At 60.3% G+C, this 15,446-nt stretch carries 15 protein-coding genes; 4 read left to right on the forward strand and 11 right to left on the reverse strand.

Translation table 11 applies throughout. The annotated features are described in order from the left end of the window. Positions 1 to 13 precede the first annotated feature (13 nt). The 8 genes from HWX34_RS01885 to HWX34_RS01920 all read right to left on the reverse strand — a co-directional run bounded on the left by HWX34_RS01885 (position 14) and on the right by HWX34_RS01920 (position 8,715). Positions 14 to 619 carry a CoA pyrophosphatase gene (locus HWX34_RS01885; RefSeq protein ID WP_178970735.1) on the reverse strand — a complete coding sequence of 202 codons (606 nt, stop codon included), beginning with the start codon at positions 617 to 619 and terminating at the stop codon, positions 14 to 16. A gap of 5 nt (positions 620 to 624) precedes the next feature. Further along, on the reverse strand, positions 625 to 1,269 hold the full coding sequence (locus HWX34_RS01890) for a trimeric intracellular cation channel family protein (protein WP_178970736.1): 645 nt from the start codon (positions 1,267 to 1,269) through the stop codon (positions 625 to 627). A gap of 90 nt (positions 1,270 to 1,359) precedes the next feature. After that, a complete protein-coding gene (rho, locus tag HWX34_RS01895; RefSeq protein WP_045847066.1) occupies positions 1,360 to 2,616 on the reverse strand; it encodes a transcription termination factor Rho in 1,257 nt (418 codons plus the stop codon). Positions 2,617 to 2,737: 121 nt separating this feature from the next. Then, positions 2,738 to 3,064: a thioredoxin TrxA gene (gene trxA / locus HWX34_RS01900; RefSeq protein ID WP_045847065.1), complete on the reverse strand. Its 327-nt coding sequence runs from the start codon at positions 3,062 to 3,064 to the stop codon at positions 2,738 to 2,740. Between the two features lie 204 nt (positions 3,065 to 3,268). Next, the gene (locus HWX34_RS01905; protein WP_178970737.1) at positions 3,269 to 4,846 is read right to left on the reverse strand and encodes an ABC transporter ATP-binding protein; all 1,578 of its coding nucleotides are present in this window, start codon (positions 4,844 to 4,846) and stop codon (positions 3,269 to 3,271) included. 1 nt (position 4,847) lies between these two features. Further along, positions 4,848 to 5,879 (reverse strand): ABC transporter permease, encoded by a 1,032-nt coding sequence (locus HWX34_RS01910; protein WP_178970738.1) that lies wholly within the window; start codon positions 5,877 to 5,879, stop codon positions 4,848 to 4,850. Next, the gene (locus HWX34_RS01915; protein WP_178970739.1) at positions 5,876 to 6,925 is read right to left on the reverse strand and encodes a microcin C ABC transporter permease YejB; all 1,050 of its coding nucleotides are present in this window, start codon (positions 6,923 to 6,925) and stop codon (positions 5,876 to 5,878) included. Before HWX34_RS01915 ends, HWX34_RS01910 begins: the two co-directional genes overlap by 4 nt. A gap of 2 nt (positions 6,926 to 6,927) precedes the next feature. Beyond that, on the reverse strand, positions 6,928 to 8,715 hold the full coding sequence (locus HWX34_RS01920; protein WP_178970740.1) for an extracellular solute-binding protein: 1,788 nt from the start codon (positions 8,713 to 8,715) through the stop codon (positions 6,928 to 6,930). Between the two features lie 309 nt (positions 8,716 to 9,024). On the opposite strand from HWX34_RS01920, the gene fabI reads away from it, so the two are divergent. The 3 genes from fabI (at position 9,025) to HWX34_RS01935 (ending at position 11,616) form a co-directional block, all read left to right on the forward strand. Continuing rightward, positions 9,025 to 9,813 carry an enoyl-ACP reductase FabI gene (gene fabI, locus HWX34_RS01925; RefSeq protein WP_178970741.1) on the forward strand — a complete coding sequence of 263 codons (789 nt, stop codon included), beginning with the start codon at positions 9,025 to 9,027 and terminating at the stop codon, positions 9,811 to 9,813. 180 nt (positions 9,814 to 9,993) lie between these two features. Next, positions 9,994 to 10,821, forward strand: coding sequence for a MoaF C-terminal domain-containing protein (locus HWX34_RS01930; RefSeq protein WP_178970742.1), 828 nt, complete (start codon positions 9,994 to 9,996; stop codon positions 10,819 to 10,821). A 15-nt stretch (positions 10,822 to 10,836) separates the two neighbouring features. Beyond that, positions 10,837 to 11,616, forward strand: a complete 780-nt coding sequence (locus HWX34_RS01935) for an SDR family oxidoreductase (protein WP_178970743.1) — start codon at positions 10,837 to 10,839, stop codon at positions 11,614 to 11,616. A 75-nt stretch (positions 11,617 to 11,691) separates the two neighbouring features. Here HWX34_RS01935 and HWX34_RS01940 read toward each other — a convergent pair whose 3' ends face one another. Next, positions 11,692 to 12,483: an SDR family NAD(P)-dependent oxidoreductase gene (locus HWX34_RS01940; protein ID WP_178970744.1), complete on the reverse strand. Its 792-nt coding sequence runs from the start codon at positions 12,481 to 12,483 to the stop codon at positions 11,692 to 11,694. Between the two features lie 192 nt (positions 12,484 to 12,675). On the opposite strand from HWX34_RS01940, the gene hpaR reads away from it, so the two are divergent. Further along, entirely contained in the window at positions 12,676 to 13,158 is a 483-nt protein-coding gene (hpaR, locus tag HWX34_RS01945; RefSeq protein ID WP_178970745.1) for a homoprotocatechuate degradation operon regulator HpaR, read from the forward strand. Between the two features lie 73 nt (positions 13,159 to 13,231). On the opposite strand, the gene HWX34_RS01950 is transcribed toward hpaR, so the two are convergent. After that, complete coding sequence (locus HWX34_RS01950) at positions 13,232 to 13,822, reverse strand: DUF3156 family protein (protein WP_178970746.1); 591 nt, start codon at positions 13,820 to 13,822, stop codon at positions 13,232 to 13,234. Next, complete coding sequence (locus HWX34_RS01955) at positions 13,803 to 15,314, reverse strand: APC family permease (RefSeq protein WP_178970747.1); 1,512 nt, start codon at positions 15,312 to 15,314, stop codon at positions 13,803 to 13,805. The genes HWX34_RS01950 and HWX34_RS01955 overlap by 20 nt, the downstream gene beginning before the upstream one ends. Positions 15,315 to 15,446: the final 132 nt, after the last annotated feature.

Raw genomic sequence — 15,446 nt, forward strand, 5'->3', positions numbered from 1 at the left:
AGGTCAGCACCAATCAGCGCTGACCCAGCGCCTGCGCCAGCAAGCGCAGCATGGCCGCAGTAGCACCCCAGATGGTGTAGTGCTGCCACTGCATGGCCAGATACTGACCACGCACGCCGTCACGTTCGTAACTGTGCTTCTCGTACTGACGCCCGTCCAGCGCCAGCGTCAGCGGCACCTCGAATACCTCGGCCACTTCCCCCGGTTCCGGGCGCAACTGCAAGGGCGGCTGCAACATGGCCACCACAGGCGTCACGACAAAATCGGTAATGGTGACATACTGCGGTAGCGTGCCCAGCACCGTCACGCCATCGGCCGCCAGGCCAATTTCCTCCTGCGCTTCGCGCAGTGCTGCCGCAATGACCGAACTATCCATGGCATCCACCTTGCCACCCGGAAAGCTCACCTGCCCGGCATGGGTGGACAGCGATTCCGTCCGGCGCGTCAGCAACACGGTAGGGCCGCTGTCATGCCACACCAGCGGTACCAGTACCGCCGCCGGACGCTGTTTCGCCCCGGCCACCCGCCAGGGAATGTCCCCGGCACGACCATCAAACTCGAACCCTGCCAGACGCTGGCGTATCCAGGCCTGGGCCTCCACCATTTCAGCCGGCCACATGGCTGTCATCCTTGTTTTGATTGCGGGCCAATCTTGGGCAGGGCCAGCTCGCTCCAGTGTGCAAACAGGCGAATGGCCAGACCAAGCACAAACAGCAACTGCAACATCCAGCTGGTGACCCAGGTCAACTGGTCCAGCACAAACAAAGCACCAGCTACCAGTATGGACACGGTGCCGTAAAAATCCTTGTGCAGGATGAAGGGAATGTCATTCACCATCATGTCACGCACCACACCGCCACCCACGGCGGTAATGAAACCCAGCAACACCACGCCAAATGCGTTCAGGTCGTACATCAGCCCCACCTGGGCACCGGTCATGCTGAAGGCAACCAGGCCGAGCGAATCGGCAATGATGAACAGGCGGTCCAGCGTGCGGCTCTGCCGCCGGTGCAAGCGCAGCAAGACCGACAACAACAGGGTAGCGGCGATGATGGCGAGGCTGCTGTAATTGAAGAACACCAGGGGCACCCTTGCCACCAGTACATCACGCAAAATGCCGCCTCCAATGGCAGTGAGCAGGGCCACCACCACAATGCCCAGCAAATCCAGCTGCTTGCGCACGCCGATCAGATAACCGGAAAAAGCAAAAGCAACAGTGCCAATGGCGGAGAACAACTCCATCTGGAAAAAACGGCTACTGAATTCCATCTGCAAGCAATACCATGAAAAACGCCAGACCTGCTCAGGTCCGGCGTCGGGTTCATTCATTATCTCCCTGGCGGGAAAACCGCGTCAGGTTTAGCGACGCATGGAGTCGAAGAAGGCCAGGTTGGACTTGGTGGCCTTGATTTTGTCCTGCAGGAATTCCATCGCCTCGATGTCATCCATCGGGTACAGCAATTTGCGCAGCACCCAGATGCGTTGCAGCTGGTCTTGCGGCACCAGCAGCTCTTCACGACGGGTGCCGGAACGATTGATGTTCAGCGCCGGGAAAATACGTTTTTCCGCCATGCGACGTTCCAGATGGATTTCGCAGTTGCCGGTGCCCTTGAATTCTTCGTAGATCACATCGTCCATGCGGCTGCCGGTGTCGATCAGCGCAGTGGCGATGATGGTCAGGCTGCCGCCCTCTTCCACATTACGTGCGGCACCGAAGAAGCGCTTGGGGCGCTGCAGGGCGTTGGCATCCACACCACCGGTCAGTACCTTGCCGGAAGCCGGTACCACGGTGTTGTAGGCGCGTGCCAGACGGGTGATGGAGTCCAGCAAGATGACCACGTCCTTCTTGTGCTCGACCAGACGCTTGGCCTTTTCGATCACCATTTCGGCAACCTGCACGTGGCGGGTGGCCGGCTCGTCGAAGGTGGAGGACACAACCTCACCCTTCACCGAGCGCTGCATTTCGGTCACTTCTTCCGGACGTTCGTCAATCAGCAGCACAATCATCACCGCTTCCGGGTGATTGGCAGTGATGGCGTGGGCAATGTGTTGCAGCATCACGGTCTTACCGGATTTCGGCGGTGCCACCAGCAAGGCGCGCTGGCCTTTGCCAATGGGCGAAATCAGGTCGATGATGCGGCCGGTGATGTTTTCCTCGGCGCGGATATCGCGCTCCAGCTTGAACTGTTCGGTCGGGAACAGCGGCGTGAGGTTTTCAAACAGGATCTTGTGTTTGGAGTTCTCCGGCGGCTCGCCATTGACCTTGTCCACCTTCACCAGTGCGAAATAGCGCTCGCCGTCCTTGGGGGTACGGATTTCGCCTTCGATCGAGTCACCGGTATGCAGATTGAAGCGGCGGATCTGCGACGGGCTGACATAAATGTCATCCGGGCCGGCCAGATACGAGGTATCCGGGCTGCGCAAGAATCCGAAGCCGTCCGGCAGCACTTCCAGGGTGCCCTCGCCGAAGATGCTTTCGCCTTTTTTGGCCTGGTTTTTCAGAAGCGCAAAGATGAGGTCTTGTTTGCGCAGGCGGTTCGCGCCCTCGATCTCGTTGGAAATAGCCATTTCCACGAGCTGGGATACATGAAGGTGTTTGAGGTCAGATAAATGCATAGCGGCCGTTGGTCGACTCGTAAAGATTGAGCAGAACGCTGTTTGTGAGGTGTGGGTGCAGACAAGAGACAGGCGGCTGATGTGCCGCCTGTTTGAAGAAATTCAGCTGAGGATAGACGCTTTAGATGTGGCTGTCAATGAAGGCGGCCAGCTGGCTCTTGGCCAGTGCACCTACCTTGGTGGCGGCAACCTGGCCGTCCTTGAAGATCATCAGGGTCGGGATGCCGCGGATGCCGAATTTCGGCGGGGTCAGTTCGTTCTGGTCGATGTTCAGCTTGGCCACTTTCAGGCGACCGGCGTATTCCTTGGCCACTTCGTCCAGGATGGGGGCGATCATCTTGCAAGGACCGCACCATTCAGCCCAGTAGTCGACCAGAACCGGCACATCGGCCTTCAGGACGTCTTGTTCAAAGGAGTCGTCGGTTACGTGCAGGATAAGATCGCTCATGGCTTCCTCTAGTATTCGGGGTGGTTTGCAGTATCAATAGCCGTTGATGGTAACAATTGACTGAGCGTGGAGCAACCGCCGTCTGGTGGCGGCAGCGGCAGAATCCACCCACGGCCGCCCTGCCGGGCGCAGCGTGTGGCACATCAGGAAATGCATGCAAGAATTCGGCTAGTCAACTGACAATGGGAGCAGACCCCGCTATTTTCAAGTCGTCGGCAAGGCTGCAGCCAGCAATTGGCGGGTATAAGGCTGTTGCGGACTGGCAAATACCCGGGCGGTCGGCCCCTGCTCCACCACCTTGCCAGCCTGCAACACCAGCACCTGATGCGCGATGGCACGAATAACCGCCAGGTCATGGCTGATGAACAGATAGCTCAGGCCATACTTGCGCTGCAGGCTGCGCAATAGTTGCAGCACCTGCTTTTGCAAGGTGGCATCCAGTGCGCTGGTGGGCTCGTCCAGCAAGATCAGTCTGGGCTTGAGGATCAACGCACGGGCAATGGCAATACGCTGACGCTGGCCGCCGGAAAATTCGTGCGGATAGCGTTCCATCATTTCGTGATGCAGGCCGACCTCTGCCAGCGTTGCAACCACTTGTTGGCGTATCTGCGCGGTACTGAGTCCCGGTTGATGCAAGGCCAGCCCCTCCGCGACGATCTGCCCCACCGTCATGCGTGGCGACAGCGAGGAAAACGGGTCCTGGAACACCACCTGGAAATCCTTGCGCGCCCGGCGCAGCTTGCCGCCATGCAAGGCATGCAATGCCAGATCATCCAGCCGGATTTCCCCTTCGCAGGGCAGCAGACGCAGCAGCGCCAGCCCCAGCGAGGTCTTGCCCGATCCGGACTCACCCACAATGCCCAGCGTCTGCCCCGGCGGCACCTGCAGCGAGACATCCTGCAATACGGTGCGGCTACGCTGGCGGAACCAGCCACCGGCCACCGGATAGCTCACCATGATGGCACTGGCTTCCAACCGGGGCCGGGTGTCCGCTGCGGGCGCGGCATCGTCCTCCAGCGTGTCTGGGCGGCTGGCCAGCAACTCGGCAGTGTAAGGATGGGCCGGATGGCTGAACACCTGTGCCACCTTGCCGCTTTCCACCACCAGGCCGCCACGCATCACGACGACCTTGTCGGCAAAGCGCCGTACCAGATTGAGGTCGTGCGTGATGAACAACACCGCCATGCCCAGTTCCTGCTGCAATTCATCCAGCAATTGCAGGATTTGCGCCTGCACCGTCACATCCAGTGCGGTGGTGGGTTCATCGGCAATCAGCAACCTGGGCTGGCAAGCCAGCGCCATGGCAATCATCGCGCGCTGACGCTGACCGCCGGACAGCTGAAAGGGGTAGCTGTCTATCTTTTCGGCAGCATCGGTAATGCCGGTACGCAACAACAGGCGAATGGCCTCGGCCCGCGCTTCACGGGCATTCAGTCCCAGATGCAGGGTGAGGGTTTCGCCAATTTGCCGGCCAATGGTGAACAGCGGATTGAGCGCATGCATGGGCTCCTGAAAAATCATGGCGATGTCGCGGCCACGGATTTGCCGCAGGCGTTGCTCGCCCACGCCCAGCAGCTCTTCGCCTGCCAGACGGATGGAGCCCGTCAGCCGCACATCCGGGTTCAGCTGCAATAGCGCCTGGGCGGTGACGGTTTTGCCGGAGCCGGATTCGCCCACCAGTGCCACTTTTTCGCCTGCCGCCACACTGAAACCGACCGAGGACAGTACTTGCTGCCGGCCAAAGTGGGCATTGAGCGCGGCAACGGTCAACAGGGTTTCCATCTCAGCCTTTCCGGGTGTCCAGCGCGGCACGCAGGCCTTCGCCAATGAATATCAGCAATAACAGGGTGACGGTCAGCACCACAAAGGTGGGCAGCGCAATCCACCAGGCATCCAGATTATCCTTGCCCTGTGCCAACAGCTCGCCCAGGCTGGGCGTGGACGATGGCACGCCAAGGCCAAGAAAGTCCAGGCTGGTGAGTGCCAGAATCGCCCCGCTCACCCGAAATGGCAGAAAAGCCAGTACCGGCGTCAGGCTATTGGGCAGCACATGCCGCCACATGATCTGCCAGCTGTTCAGCCCGCAGGCGCGCGCAGCCAGTACGTAGTCCATCTGCCGGTTGCGCAGGAATTCTGCCCGCACGTAATCGGCCAGGCCCATCCAGCCAAACAGGGTGAGCAACAGCAACAGCAGCCACAAGCTGGGGTTGAACAAGGACGCCAGGATGATCAGCAAATAGAGTTCTGGCAGGCTGCCCCAGATTTCCAGCACACGCTGCAACAGCAGGTCGAACTTGCCACCGAAAAAACCTTGCAAAGCACCAAACAATACGCCCAGCAGAGTGCCAGACACGGTAAGCGCCAGCGCAAACAGCACCGATACCCGGAAGCCATAAATCAACCGTGCCAGCACATCCCGCCCGCGGTCATCAGTACCCAGCACATTGTCGTTGGACGGAGCGGCCGGGTTGGGGTTGTCGGCAAAATAATTGACGGTGTTGTAGCTGTAAGGGTTGGGCGCATAAATGGCGAAATTGCCTGGCCGGGCAAACTGATCCTGGATGAAGGGGTCCAGGTAATCGGTAGCGGTATCGAAATCGCCACCAAAGGCGGTTTCCTGATAATCGAACAGCACCGGGAAATACAGCTGGTCGTGATAACGCACCACCAGCGGCCGGTCGTTGGACAGCAGCTCGGCCCCCAGCGACAGGACAAAAAACAGCAAAAACAGCCACAGGCTGTAAAAGCCGCGCTTGTGCTGGCAAAAGCGCCGCCAGGCGCGCTGGGTCGGGGTCAGGCCGGGTGCGTGGCTCATCGCTCCCCTCCGTCAAAACTGACCCGCGGGTCCACCAGCACGTAGCTCAGATCAGACAAGAGCTTGGCCACCAGCCCCAGCAGGGTGAACACATACAGGCTGCCCATCACCACCGGGTAATCGCGCCGCATCACGGACTCGTAGGACAGCAGGCCCAGCCCGTCCAGCGAAAACAGGGTTTCAATCAGCAGGCTGCCGGTAAAGAAAGCGCCGATGAAGGCGGCCGGGAAGCCGGTAATCAGCGGAATCAGCGCATTGCGGAACACATGGCGATACAGGATGGCGCGCTCGGACAAGCCCTTGGCACGGGCGGTATACACATACTGACGGCGGATTTCCTCCAGAAACACATTCTTGGTGAGCATGGTCATCACTGCCAGATTCCCCACCACCGAGGCCGTCACCGGCAGCACGATGTGCCATAGATAATCCAGCACCTTGTCGATAAGGCTCAGGCTGTCCCAGTTGTCGCTTACCAAGCCGCGCAGCGGAAACAGCTGCCAGAAACTGCCGCCACCAAACAACACCAGCAAGGCCACCCCCAGTACGAAGCCCGGAATGGCGTAGCCCAACAGGATGGCTGTGCTGCTGGCCAGGTCGAACAGGCTGCCGTCACGCACCGCCTTGGCAATGCCCAGCGGAATGCACAGCAGATAGGTGATGAAGAAGGTCCACAGGCCGATGCTCATCGACACCGGCAGCTTGGACAGAATCAGCTGCGCCACCGACTGGTGATGGAAAAAGCTCTCGCCCAGATCGAAACGGGCGAAACCGGCCAGCATGTGTCCAAAGCGCTGCAAGGGCGGCTGATCAAAGCCATACAGTTTTTGCAATGCCTGCAATTCTTCCGGCTGCAAGCCGCCACGACTCTTGAACAAGCTGCTGGTGGCGGTGGTTTCACCGGCCACACCGCTATGGCTCAGTTGCTGCACCATTTGCTCCACCGGCCCACCCGGCACGAACTGGATGATGGCAAAGGTGAGCGCCAGCACGCCGATCAGCGTGGGAATCATCAGCAACAACCGTTTCAGGATATAGCGCCACATGCTTATTTTTTCTCCCACCAGGTTTCGATGGCCCACGTGGTCGGGCTGTAATACAGCGGCAGCCTGGCCGGTTGACCAAAGCGGTTCCACCAGGCCATGCGGTGATACGGCAGATTCCAGTTGGGCACCAGGTAATAGCCGGCACGCAGCACCCGGTCCAGTGCATGGCTGGCGGCCAGCAACTGCTGACGGCTGGCAAAATGCTGGAATTGCGGCAGCAAGGCCTCCACTGCCGGGTCGCACAGCCCGGCCCAGTTTTGCGAGCCGGGGGTCTGCGCGGCCTGGCAGCTGTGGAAGTCCAGCTGTTCGTTGCCTGGGCTGTTGCTGGCGGCATACACCACCACGGTCATGTCGTAGTCAAAATCATTCAGCCGCCGCTGATAGATGGCCGGGTCCACCACCCGCACGGTCAGGGTGATGCCCAGCTTGGCCAGATTCTGCTGCCAGCCGCTGGCCACCCGGTCGTATACCTTGGAATAGGTCAGAAACTCGATACGCAGCGGGCGGCCCAGATGGTCCACCAGCTTGCCGCCTTCGTAGCGCCAGCCTGCCTCGAACAGCAACTGACGCGCCTCGCGCAGATTGCGGCGGATGCCGTAACGCCCATCGGTGAAGGGTGGCTCCACAGGCAGGCCGAATACCGCCGGGTCCAGTTTTTCCCGGATCGGTTCCAGCAGTTTCAGTTCGTCCGGCCCAGGCAGGCCGCTGGCTGCCAGCTCGCTATTAGTAAAAAAGCTGTTGCTGCGCCGGTACTGACCATAAAACAGGTTGCGATTGGCCCATTCGAAGTCAAAAGCCAGGCTGATGGCCTGTCGCAGACGTTTGTCGGCAAACTGAGGCCGCCGCAGATTGAACACAAAACCCTGCATGCCTGCAGAACGCTGGTGCGGCAGGGCTTTCTTGACGATGCGGCCATCGTCGAACTTGGGGCCGATATAGCCACGCGCCCACTGTTTGGCCATGTTCTCGGCCGAAACATCAAACTCACCCGCCTTGAAGGCCTCCAGCCGGGCGGTTTCGTCCTGATAATAACGGTAGCCAACTTCATCAAAATTGAACATGCCGCGCCGTACCGGCAAATTGGCTGCCCAGTAATGCGGATTGCGCTGGAAGCGGATGTTCTTGCCCAGCTGGTACTGGCTCAGCACATAGGGGCCGGAACCCACTGGCGGCAGCAGTACCATATCAGCCAGCGTCTTGCCTGCGGGAATCCACTGTCGGGAAAACACCGGCAGCTGGCACAGAATCATGTGCAATTCGGAATTTTTGCGCTTGAAATCAAAGCGCACGGTATTGGCATCCAGCGCCACCGCTTGCTTCACATCTGCCCAATACAGCCGGTACAGGGGAGCGGCGCTGCGGTCGCGGGTGAGGGTATTGAAGGAAGCTACCACATCAGCGGCCTGCACCGGCTGGCCGTTGGCAAAACGGGCCTGTGCATTCAGATGAAAACGAACGGACAGCTTGTCGGCCGCCAGCTGCATGTCGTCTGCCAGCAAACCGTAACATGTGTAAGGTTCGTCCTCGCTGTTCACCCCCAGGGTATCCAGCGTCAGGGCTTCCACGCCATCGGCCTTGTCGCCCTTGAGCGTGAATGGATTGAGCGTGTCAAAACTGCCTTGTGCCGGCAAAACCAGCCGCCCCCCCTTGGGCGCAGACGGATTGACGTAGTCAAAATGTGTAAAGCCTGCCGCATATTTCGGCACATAGCCCAGCGCCTGAGACGGCGCAGCCATGCCGCTGCCCGCCCACAGCAGCAGCATCACCCCCAAGCAATGTAAGTGTTTCATCTTGTTATACGGCTTACGCATTGATCATGACTAGCTTATCATTATGGCTTTTATCCCTGTCCGGACAGGCCGGTGCTGTGCATCAACTGCCGCAGCGACAGGATTTTAAGATTCATCGTGGCTAGAATAGCCTGTTTCAACATGGTGACGGAATGCAGTCCGATACCGTTTTACTGCTTGTTACCACGATATAAACCTTTTTCCGAGCACCTGCCGTGTCCTGCAAGGCAGGCTGTAGGACAATCCCCACGACAGCGTAGCGCAGGCTTGGGTATAATGCTCCCCTGTTTCTACCAAGAAGGACTCCAAATGGGCTTTCTGCAAGGCAAAAAAATTCTGATTACCGGCATGATTTCCAACCGCTCCATCGCTTATGGCATCGCGCAAGCCTGCCACCGCGAAGGTGCCGAGCTGGCGTTCACCTATGTGGTGGACAAGCTGGAAGATCGTGTACGTGAAATGGCCAAGGATTTTGGCAGCGAACTGGTGTTCCGCTGCGATGTACAAAGCGACGAAGAAATCAATCAGTTGTTTGTTGACCTGGGCAAACAGTGGGACGGCCTGGACGGCCTGGTACACGCCATTGCCTTCGCCCCGCGCGAATCGCTGGAAGGCGACTTCCTGGACGCACTGAGCCGCGAAGCATTCCAGACCGCACACGATGTGTCATCCTACAGCTTCCCGGCGCTGGCCAAGGCAGCCCGCCCGATGATGCAAGGCCGTAACGGTGCCCTGCTGACCCTGTCCTACCTGGGCGCGGTACGTGCCATCCCCAACTACAATGTGATGGGTCTGGCCAAGGCCAGCCTGGAAGCATCGGTACGCTTCATGGCGGCCAGCCTGGGCAAGGACGGCATCCGTGTGAACGGCCTGTCCGCCGGTCCGATCAAGACTCTGGCTGCTGCCGGTATTTCGGGCTTCTCCAAGCTGCTGTCGATTGCAGCCGGCCAATCCTGTCTGCGCCGCAATGTGACCACCGAAGAAGTCGGCAACACCGCTGCTTTCCTGCTGTCGGACCTGTCCTCCGGCATCACCGGCGAAATCACCTATGTGGACGCCGGCTTCAGCATCAACTCGATGAACGTGCCGGACGCCTGATTCCGCAGCTTTCATCGCACATCTCCTCAGGTTTGGTTTACTGACGGGATAAGCATTACAGGGCGCTCTCCTGCCGGGACAGCGCCCTGTTTGCATGCATGGCTCCACCATACGGTGGATGGTTACCCTCCCCGCCCCATTGCACACTGCGCCCACACCCACCCTCATCAGGAGCGCAGCATGAGTACTCAACCCGTTTTCATCCCGGTCGGCGATCTGGCCGACGGTTTTGCCCCCGACAGCCACATCCTGCCTTTCAGCCCGCTGCTGCTGGGCCGTCAGTTGCAACTGCATTTTGCCGATGGCAGCCGTGCCCGCTTGCAAGTGAATACCGCAGACTGCCAGCTGACGACATTGACCGACGGAGAGGCGTCAGGCTTCAGCGGCCAGGGCCGCTATCGTGCCAGCAGCCTGCGCCTCGGCATCGTGTTGCTGGATTTCCTGCCGGAAGGGCAGCACGGGCATTCACTCAGCCTGGTACTGGATCTGGCACATGGCCTGTTCACTGCCGTGGCCGGGATGCTGCCGCAGGCGGAAGATGTCGCCCGTTCCGTCTTCAGCCGAGTATTGGCCGGTGAGGCGCTAACCGCTGTGGACTGCCGCTTTGCCCATGGCTGCATCGACCAGCCGGTAACGGCACACAGCGCGCTGCATCACAGTACGGATGAGTTGATCGGCCTGCGCAACCAGTACCGCTACAGCCCCACCGAATGCTACGAACACATTTATCTGAATAGCCACTTCTATACCTGGCAGTGCCTGCAAGGGGTGGAGCAAGGGCTGGCCGATGTGGACCGCTGTCATTACTTCAAGCTGGCAGAGCAGCTTTATCTGTTTGTGTGGCGGGAAAAGATTGTCCCCACGCTGGGCGTGGTGCTGATCGACCTGCAACAGCTGAAAACCGATGGCAAGATCTTCGGCTACCAGGGCAATGACTTTTCTGCGCTGTCCAACTTCCCGGTCGGTGCCATCACGCAGATTCTCAATCACACCAGCCACCCACTGTAAGCCGGAGCACAGCCCATGCTGAACCTGGATTTTGCCGGCAAAGTGGTGTTGGTGACCGGCGGCGCACAAGGCATAGGTGCCGCCATCAGCCAGCTGTTTGCCCGCCACGCGGCCACGGTGGTGGTGGTGGATGTGCAGGGAGAAGCGGCCCGGGCCACCGCTGCTGCCTTGCAGGCGCAAGGCTTGAGAGCCTGCGCCTGCCAGTGCGATCTGGCGGAACCGGAACAGGCCAACGCACTGATAAAACAGGTGCTGACACAACAGGGCCGGCTGGATGTGCTGATCCACAACGCGGCCTATTTCCCGCTCACGGCGTTTGCTGACATCACCCCACCCTTGTTACAACGAACGCTGGCGGTGAATCTGCAGGCGCTGTTCTGGCTGAGCCAGGCCGCCCTGCCCGCCATGCGTGCACAAGGCGGTGGCCGCATGCTGGTGACGTCCTCGGTGACCGGCCCGCGGGTCGCCTATCCGGGGCTGGCGCACTATGCCGCTTCCAAGGCCGGGGTCAATGGCTTCATCCGCGCTGCCGCACTGGAACTGGCGGCCGATGGCATTACCGTCAACGGCGTGGAACCGGGCATGATTCGCACCCCGGCCATGGATAATCTCGGGGACGACAGCCTGAATGCTGCCATCGCCCGCAACATTCCACTGGGACGACTGGGCGAGCCGGGAGATATTGCCGCAGCCATGCTGTTTCTCGCGTCAGATGCCGCAGCCTACATCACCGGGCAGACCATCATCGTGGACGGCGGTGCCACCTTGCCGGAAAGCACGGCGGCGCTGCACTGAAACAATTGCTAGTGCCGCAAACGACAACACCGCCATGTAGGCGGTGTTGTTCATTGATTCCAATTGCAACTGCACTCAGGACAGTGCGTTGAAAGCCAGGGTAGGCACATCGACAATGCTTGAGCCGCCATCAGCCACAATGGCCGCGCCGGTGATGATGCTGGCCTGCTCCGACAGCAGGAAGCGACAGATGCTGGCGATTTCCCCCGGCGCGGCCGCCCGGCGCAAGGGAACATCCGCCGTCACCCGGGCATAGGCCTCATCCAGGCTGTCGCCATACTGTTGCATCAGCGGCTGCATTTCTTCATCCGCCATCGGCGTTTTCACCCAGCCGGGGCACACCGCATTCACCCTCACCCCATGCGGGCCGTAGTCCCGCGCCAGCGAGCGGGTAAGGCCAATCAGCGCATGCTTGGCCGTGGTATAGCCACACACCGCCGGCCCGGCGGCCAGCGAGGCAATCGACGCCAGCAATACCATGGCACCCCGGCTGGCCATCAAGTCCGGCAAGCAGGCGCGAGCCGCAACAAAAGCGGTATCCAGATTGGCGCGTATGGCGGCCTGCCAGGCTGCATCATCTGTTTCCAGCGCGCAGCCCATGCCCAGGCCGCCAGCACAACACAGCAGGCCGTCAATGCTGCCGAAGCGTTGACGGATGTGTGCCAGCCAGTCAGGCCAGCATGTGCTGTCCGCCGCATCGCCAGCCAGTGCCAGCGCACCGTACTGTGCAGCCAGCTGCTGCAAAGGCGCGGCACGACGGCCAATCAACACCAGTTGCATGCCATCGGCTGCCAGCAATGCAGCGCAGGCTGCGCCTATGCCACTACCGGCTCCGGTAATCACCACGGTTTTGGCTTGTGCTGCCATCTGCTTTCCTTCCTGAAATGAGATCGGGAAAGCACAGTGTAGGCAGGCCGGTTCAACTCCCCCATCCACCAGATGGAGGAGCAGCCTTTGCATGTGGCACATATTGCGCCGGGCAAATGGCAGATGGCGACTTGGGAATGGACGCGCAGAATGTTAAGATATTAATCACATTGATCTGCCTTCCTGAATCACATGCCAACTTCCAGCGCACAACACCAGCACCGTCTACCGCAGCACTTGCTGCGCGCCCGTGAAGCCGTCATGGCTTACTTTCGTCCCTTGCTCAACAGTGTGGGCCTGACCGAACAGCAATGGCGCATTCTGCGCCTGCTGGACGACCGTGGCGAAATGGAAGCCGGGGTGATTGCCGACTTGGCCTGCATTCTGTCTCCCAGCCTCACCGGTATTCTGGTGCGCATGGAAAAGGCCGGCCTGATCCACCGCAGCCGCGACAAGGTGGATAGCCGCCGGCTGATCGTGTCCCTGTCCCTGGAGGGCCGCCAGCTGACGCGCGAGGTCGCACCACTGTCCAACGCCTGCTATCGGCAGATAGAAGCGCATTTTGGCGAGGAAAAGCTGGAGCTGCTGATCAGCCTGCTAAATGAACTGGAGCAACTGCCAGCCCCGGTGGCGGTGACCGAGGACAAGCCACAGCTGACCGAAGCAGACCTCTGAAACCCGAGGCTGAATGCCACAGGCCCCGGCGCATGTACCGGGGCCTGTGGCATTGTGATTTACCGCATGTCAATCAGCCCGCGCGGGCCACCACCCGCTGCACCGCCGCCATCACGGCCAACAACGCCAGTTTTTGTGTGGTCAACAGGCGGATATAGCGGCGAAAAGGCGGGAAGCTGCCCACCACTTCACTGGCGGCAAAATGCTCGATTTCCAGCCGCCAGCCCTGCGCATCCGCAATCAGTTCACAACGCTTGAAATCCAGCGGCATCAGTGCGGTGTGCAAGTCCCGGTCTTGCTGCAACAAGGCCATCAGGGGCGCCAGCGCTGCACCATCCCCCTCGCGGCACAGGCAGCCAAAGCCCTTGCGCTGCCAGTTGCCCCGGTGTTGCAGCGCCAGTCGGGACGGACGCGACGGCGCAGCGCCAGGCAGTGGCAGTACAAAGCAGCAGCTGACGGTATGCAGCAGGAACTGGCGTTCCACCCGCTCCTCCACCCGGAATGACCAGTCCGCAGCGGGCAGCCGGTAGTCCGGACAGCCCTCTTCCGCACCCATCACTTCCAGCCCGTTCAGGTCTTGTGCCAGCTTGGACAGGGTGGCCCCCGGCCGATAAGCCTTGGGCAGGCGCTGCTGCCACAGCCGCTCAAGCACCAGAGGCAACACGCTTGAGCTCCTCGTCGATCAGCGAAGCATGGCCGCCCACCTTGCCGAACTCCTCGGCCAGAATGTCTTCAATGGCCACGGCACGGAAGGGGTTCACCTTCTGGACCAACACGGTCCACACCAGCGCGTACAGCGCAGTCAGACCCAGCATGACGCCAAAGGGCAGATAGATATCTCGCGGGTGCATGCCCGGCGGAGTGATGTACCAGATGGCAATCAGGATGCCCACCGAGGAGATAATCTGCGGCAGCGGGAACCACGGTGAGCGGTAGGCCCGCGGAAAATCCGGCCGGGTGAAGCGCAGACGGACAATGGCCAGATTCACCAGCAGATAAGCCACACCCCAGGCGCACACCGCTGCCAGTACCAGCGGCATGATGCGGTCCAGATCCCCCTGGATGAACCAGGCATGGACACAGGGAATGACCACCGCCACCAGAATGCCCACCAGCGGCGTCTTGAAACGCGGGTGCAGATAGGTAAAGGCCTTGGGCAGCGCACCATCCACCGCCATGCCGTACAGAATGCGCGGCAGCGCGGCAATCAGGGTATTGATGGTGGCGGCACCGGCAAACAGCAGGCCAATACCCAGCCAGATCTTGCCAAAGGGGCCCATCACCTGATCAGCAAAGGCCGGAATCGCCATCGGGGTATCCAGCAAATGCGGACCGGCCGGATTCTTCGGATCCATCGCCACATTGGCCACCTGATGCACCATGGCAGCGCCGTAAATGGCCATGGTGACGGCAACGCCGGTCAGACCCAGCTTGGCGGCACGCGGAATATTGCGACCGGCATCTTTCAGCTCCGGAGCCAACGGCGTCACCAGTTCGAAGCCGACAAACATGAACATGGCCATGCCGATCAGGCTGAGCACGCCACTGGCGTCACTCAGGTCCAGCGGGCTGCCGAACCAGCCTTGCAGTGAAACAGCCGGAGCTTTGATCAGGCCGATGATGCCGAACACGGTAAGCGTGGCCCACATCACGAAGGTGAGCACGATTTCCGCCTTGCCGAAAATGGTGACCCCCATGGCGTTGAGAATGCCGAACAGCACCACCAGCCCCACCCCCACCATCCAGGATGTACCGCTGTGTTCCAGCATGGTGTTGAGGTGTTCAAAGTTCACCAGCGCCATGATGCCGGACAGGATGGTTTCCGCCGTACCGGCAAACACATGCACCAGCAGGTAAGCAGAGATGGTGCCGGTAATCGCCCAGAAGCGCCCCAGCCCGCAGGATATGTAATCGTAGACAGCACCGGAAGTCGGCATCATCGAAGCCGCTTCGGCAAAAGTGGTGGCCTGCGCCTGCATCATGATGAAGGCAATCAGCATGGCCAGGGCAAAGGTGCTGCCGGCCATGCCAAAACCGCTGGTCACGGTAAGAATGACCGGGCTGGCCATCACCACGCCGACCGAACTGGCCAGCGCCACCGGAAAACCCACCACCCCTTGCTGCAGGTGCCGGGTCAGTTTCTTCTCTATTGACATGCTGTTTTCCTCCTGAAGACTCGCGAACCATGGCAGGGAGGCACTGCAGCAGGCTTGCTACCTGTCTGTGGCGCATCAGTACACCTTCCCCATCATGCTGATAGCCGGGCGCTTATTTTTATGGCTGTCCCG

This window comes from Aquitalea sp. LB_tupeE (assembly GCF_013391415.1).
In the GTDB taxonomy this organism is placed as follows: domain Bacteria; phylum Pseudomonadota; class Gammaproteobacteria; order Burkholderiales; family Chromobacteriaceae; genus Aquitalea.

What these genes read in the sequence shown, in the direction of transcription:
- HWX34_RS01885 (WP_178970735.1), bottom strand. Translation starts at nt 619, where the DNA reads ATGTGGCCGGCTGAAATGGTGGAGGCCCAGGCCTGGATACGCCAGCGT.
- HWX34_RS01890 (WP_178970736.1), bottom strand. Translation starts at nt 1,269, where the DNA reads ATGGAATTCAGTAGCCGTTTTTTCCAGATGGAGTTGTTCTCCGCCATT.
- rho (WP_045847066.1), bottom strand. Translation starts at nt 2,616, where the DNA reads ATGCATTTATCTGACCTCAAACACCTTCATGTATCCCAGCTCGTGGAA.
- trxA (WP_045847065.1), bottom strand. Translation starts at nt 3,064, where the DNA reads ATGAGCGATCTTATCCTGCACGTAACCGACGACTCCTTTGAACAAGAC.
- HWX34_RS01905 (WP_178970737.1), bottom strand. Translation starts at nt 4,846, where the DNA reads ATGGAAACCCTGTTGACCGTTGCCGCGCTCAATGCCCACTTTGGCCGG.
- HWX34_RS01910 (WP_178970738.1), bottom strand. Translation starts at nt 5,879, where the DNA reads ATGAGCCACGCACCCGGCCTGACCCCGACCCAGCGCGCCTGGCGGCGC.
- HWX34_RS01915 (WP_178970739.1), bottom strand. Translation starts at nt 6,925, where the DNA reads ATGTGGCGCTATATCCTGAAACGGTTGTTGCTGATGATTCCCACGCTG.
- HWX34_RS01920 (WP_178970740.1), bottom strand. Translation starts at nt 8,715, where the DNA reads ATGAAACACTTACATTGCTTGGGGGTGATGCTGCTGCTGTGGGCGGGC.
- fabI (WP_178970741.1), top strand. Translation starts at nt 9,025, where the DNA reads ATGGGCTTTCTGCAAGGCAAAAAAATTCTGATTACCGGCATGATTTCC.
- HWX34_RS01930 (WP_178970742.1), top strand. Translation starts at nt 9,994, where the DNA reads ATGAGTACTCAACCCGTTTTCATCCCGGTCGGCGATCTGGCCGACGGT.
- HWX34_RS01935 (WP_178970743.1), top strand. Translation starts at nt 10,837, where the DNA reads ATGCTGAACCTGGATTTTGCCGGCAAAGTGGTGTTGGTGACCGGCGGC.
- HWX34_RS01940 (WP_178970744.1), bottom strand. Translation starts at nt 12,483, where the DNA reads ATGGCAGCACAAGCCAAAACCGTGGTGATTACCGGAGCCGGTAGTGGC.
- hpaR (WP_178970745.1), top strand. Translation starts at nt 12,676, where the DNA reads ATGCCAACTTCCAGCGCACAACACCAGCACCGTCTACCGCAGCACTTG.
- HWX34_RS01955 (WP_178970747.1), bottom strand. Translation starts at nt 15,314, where the DNA reads ATGTCAATAGAGAAGAAACTGACCCGGCACCTGCAGCAAGGGGTGGTG.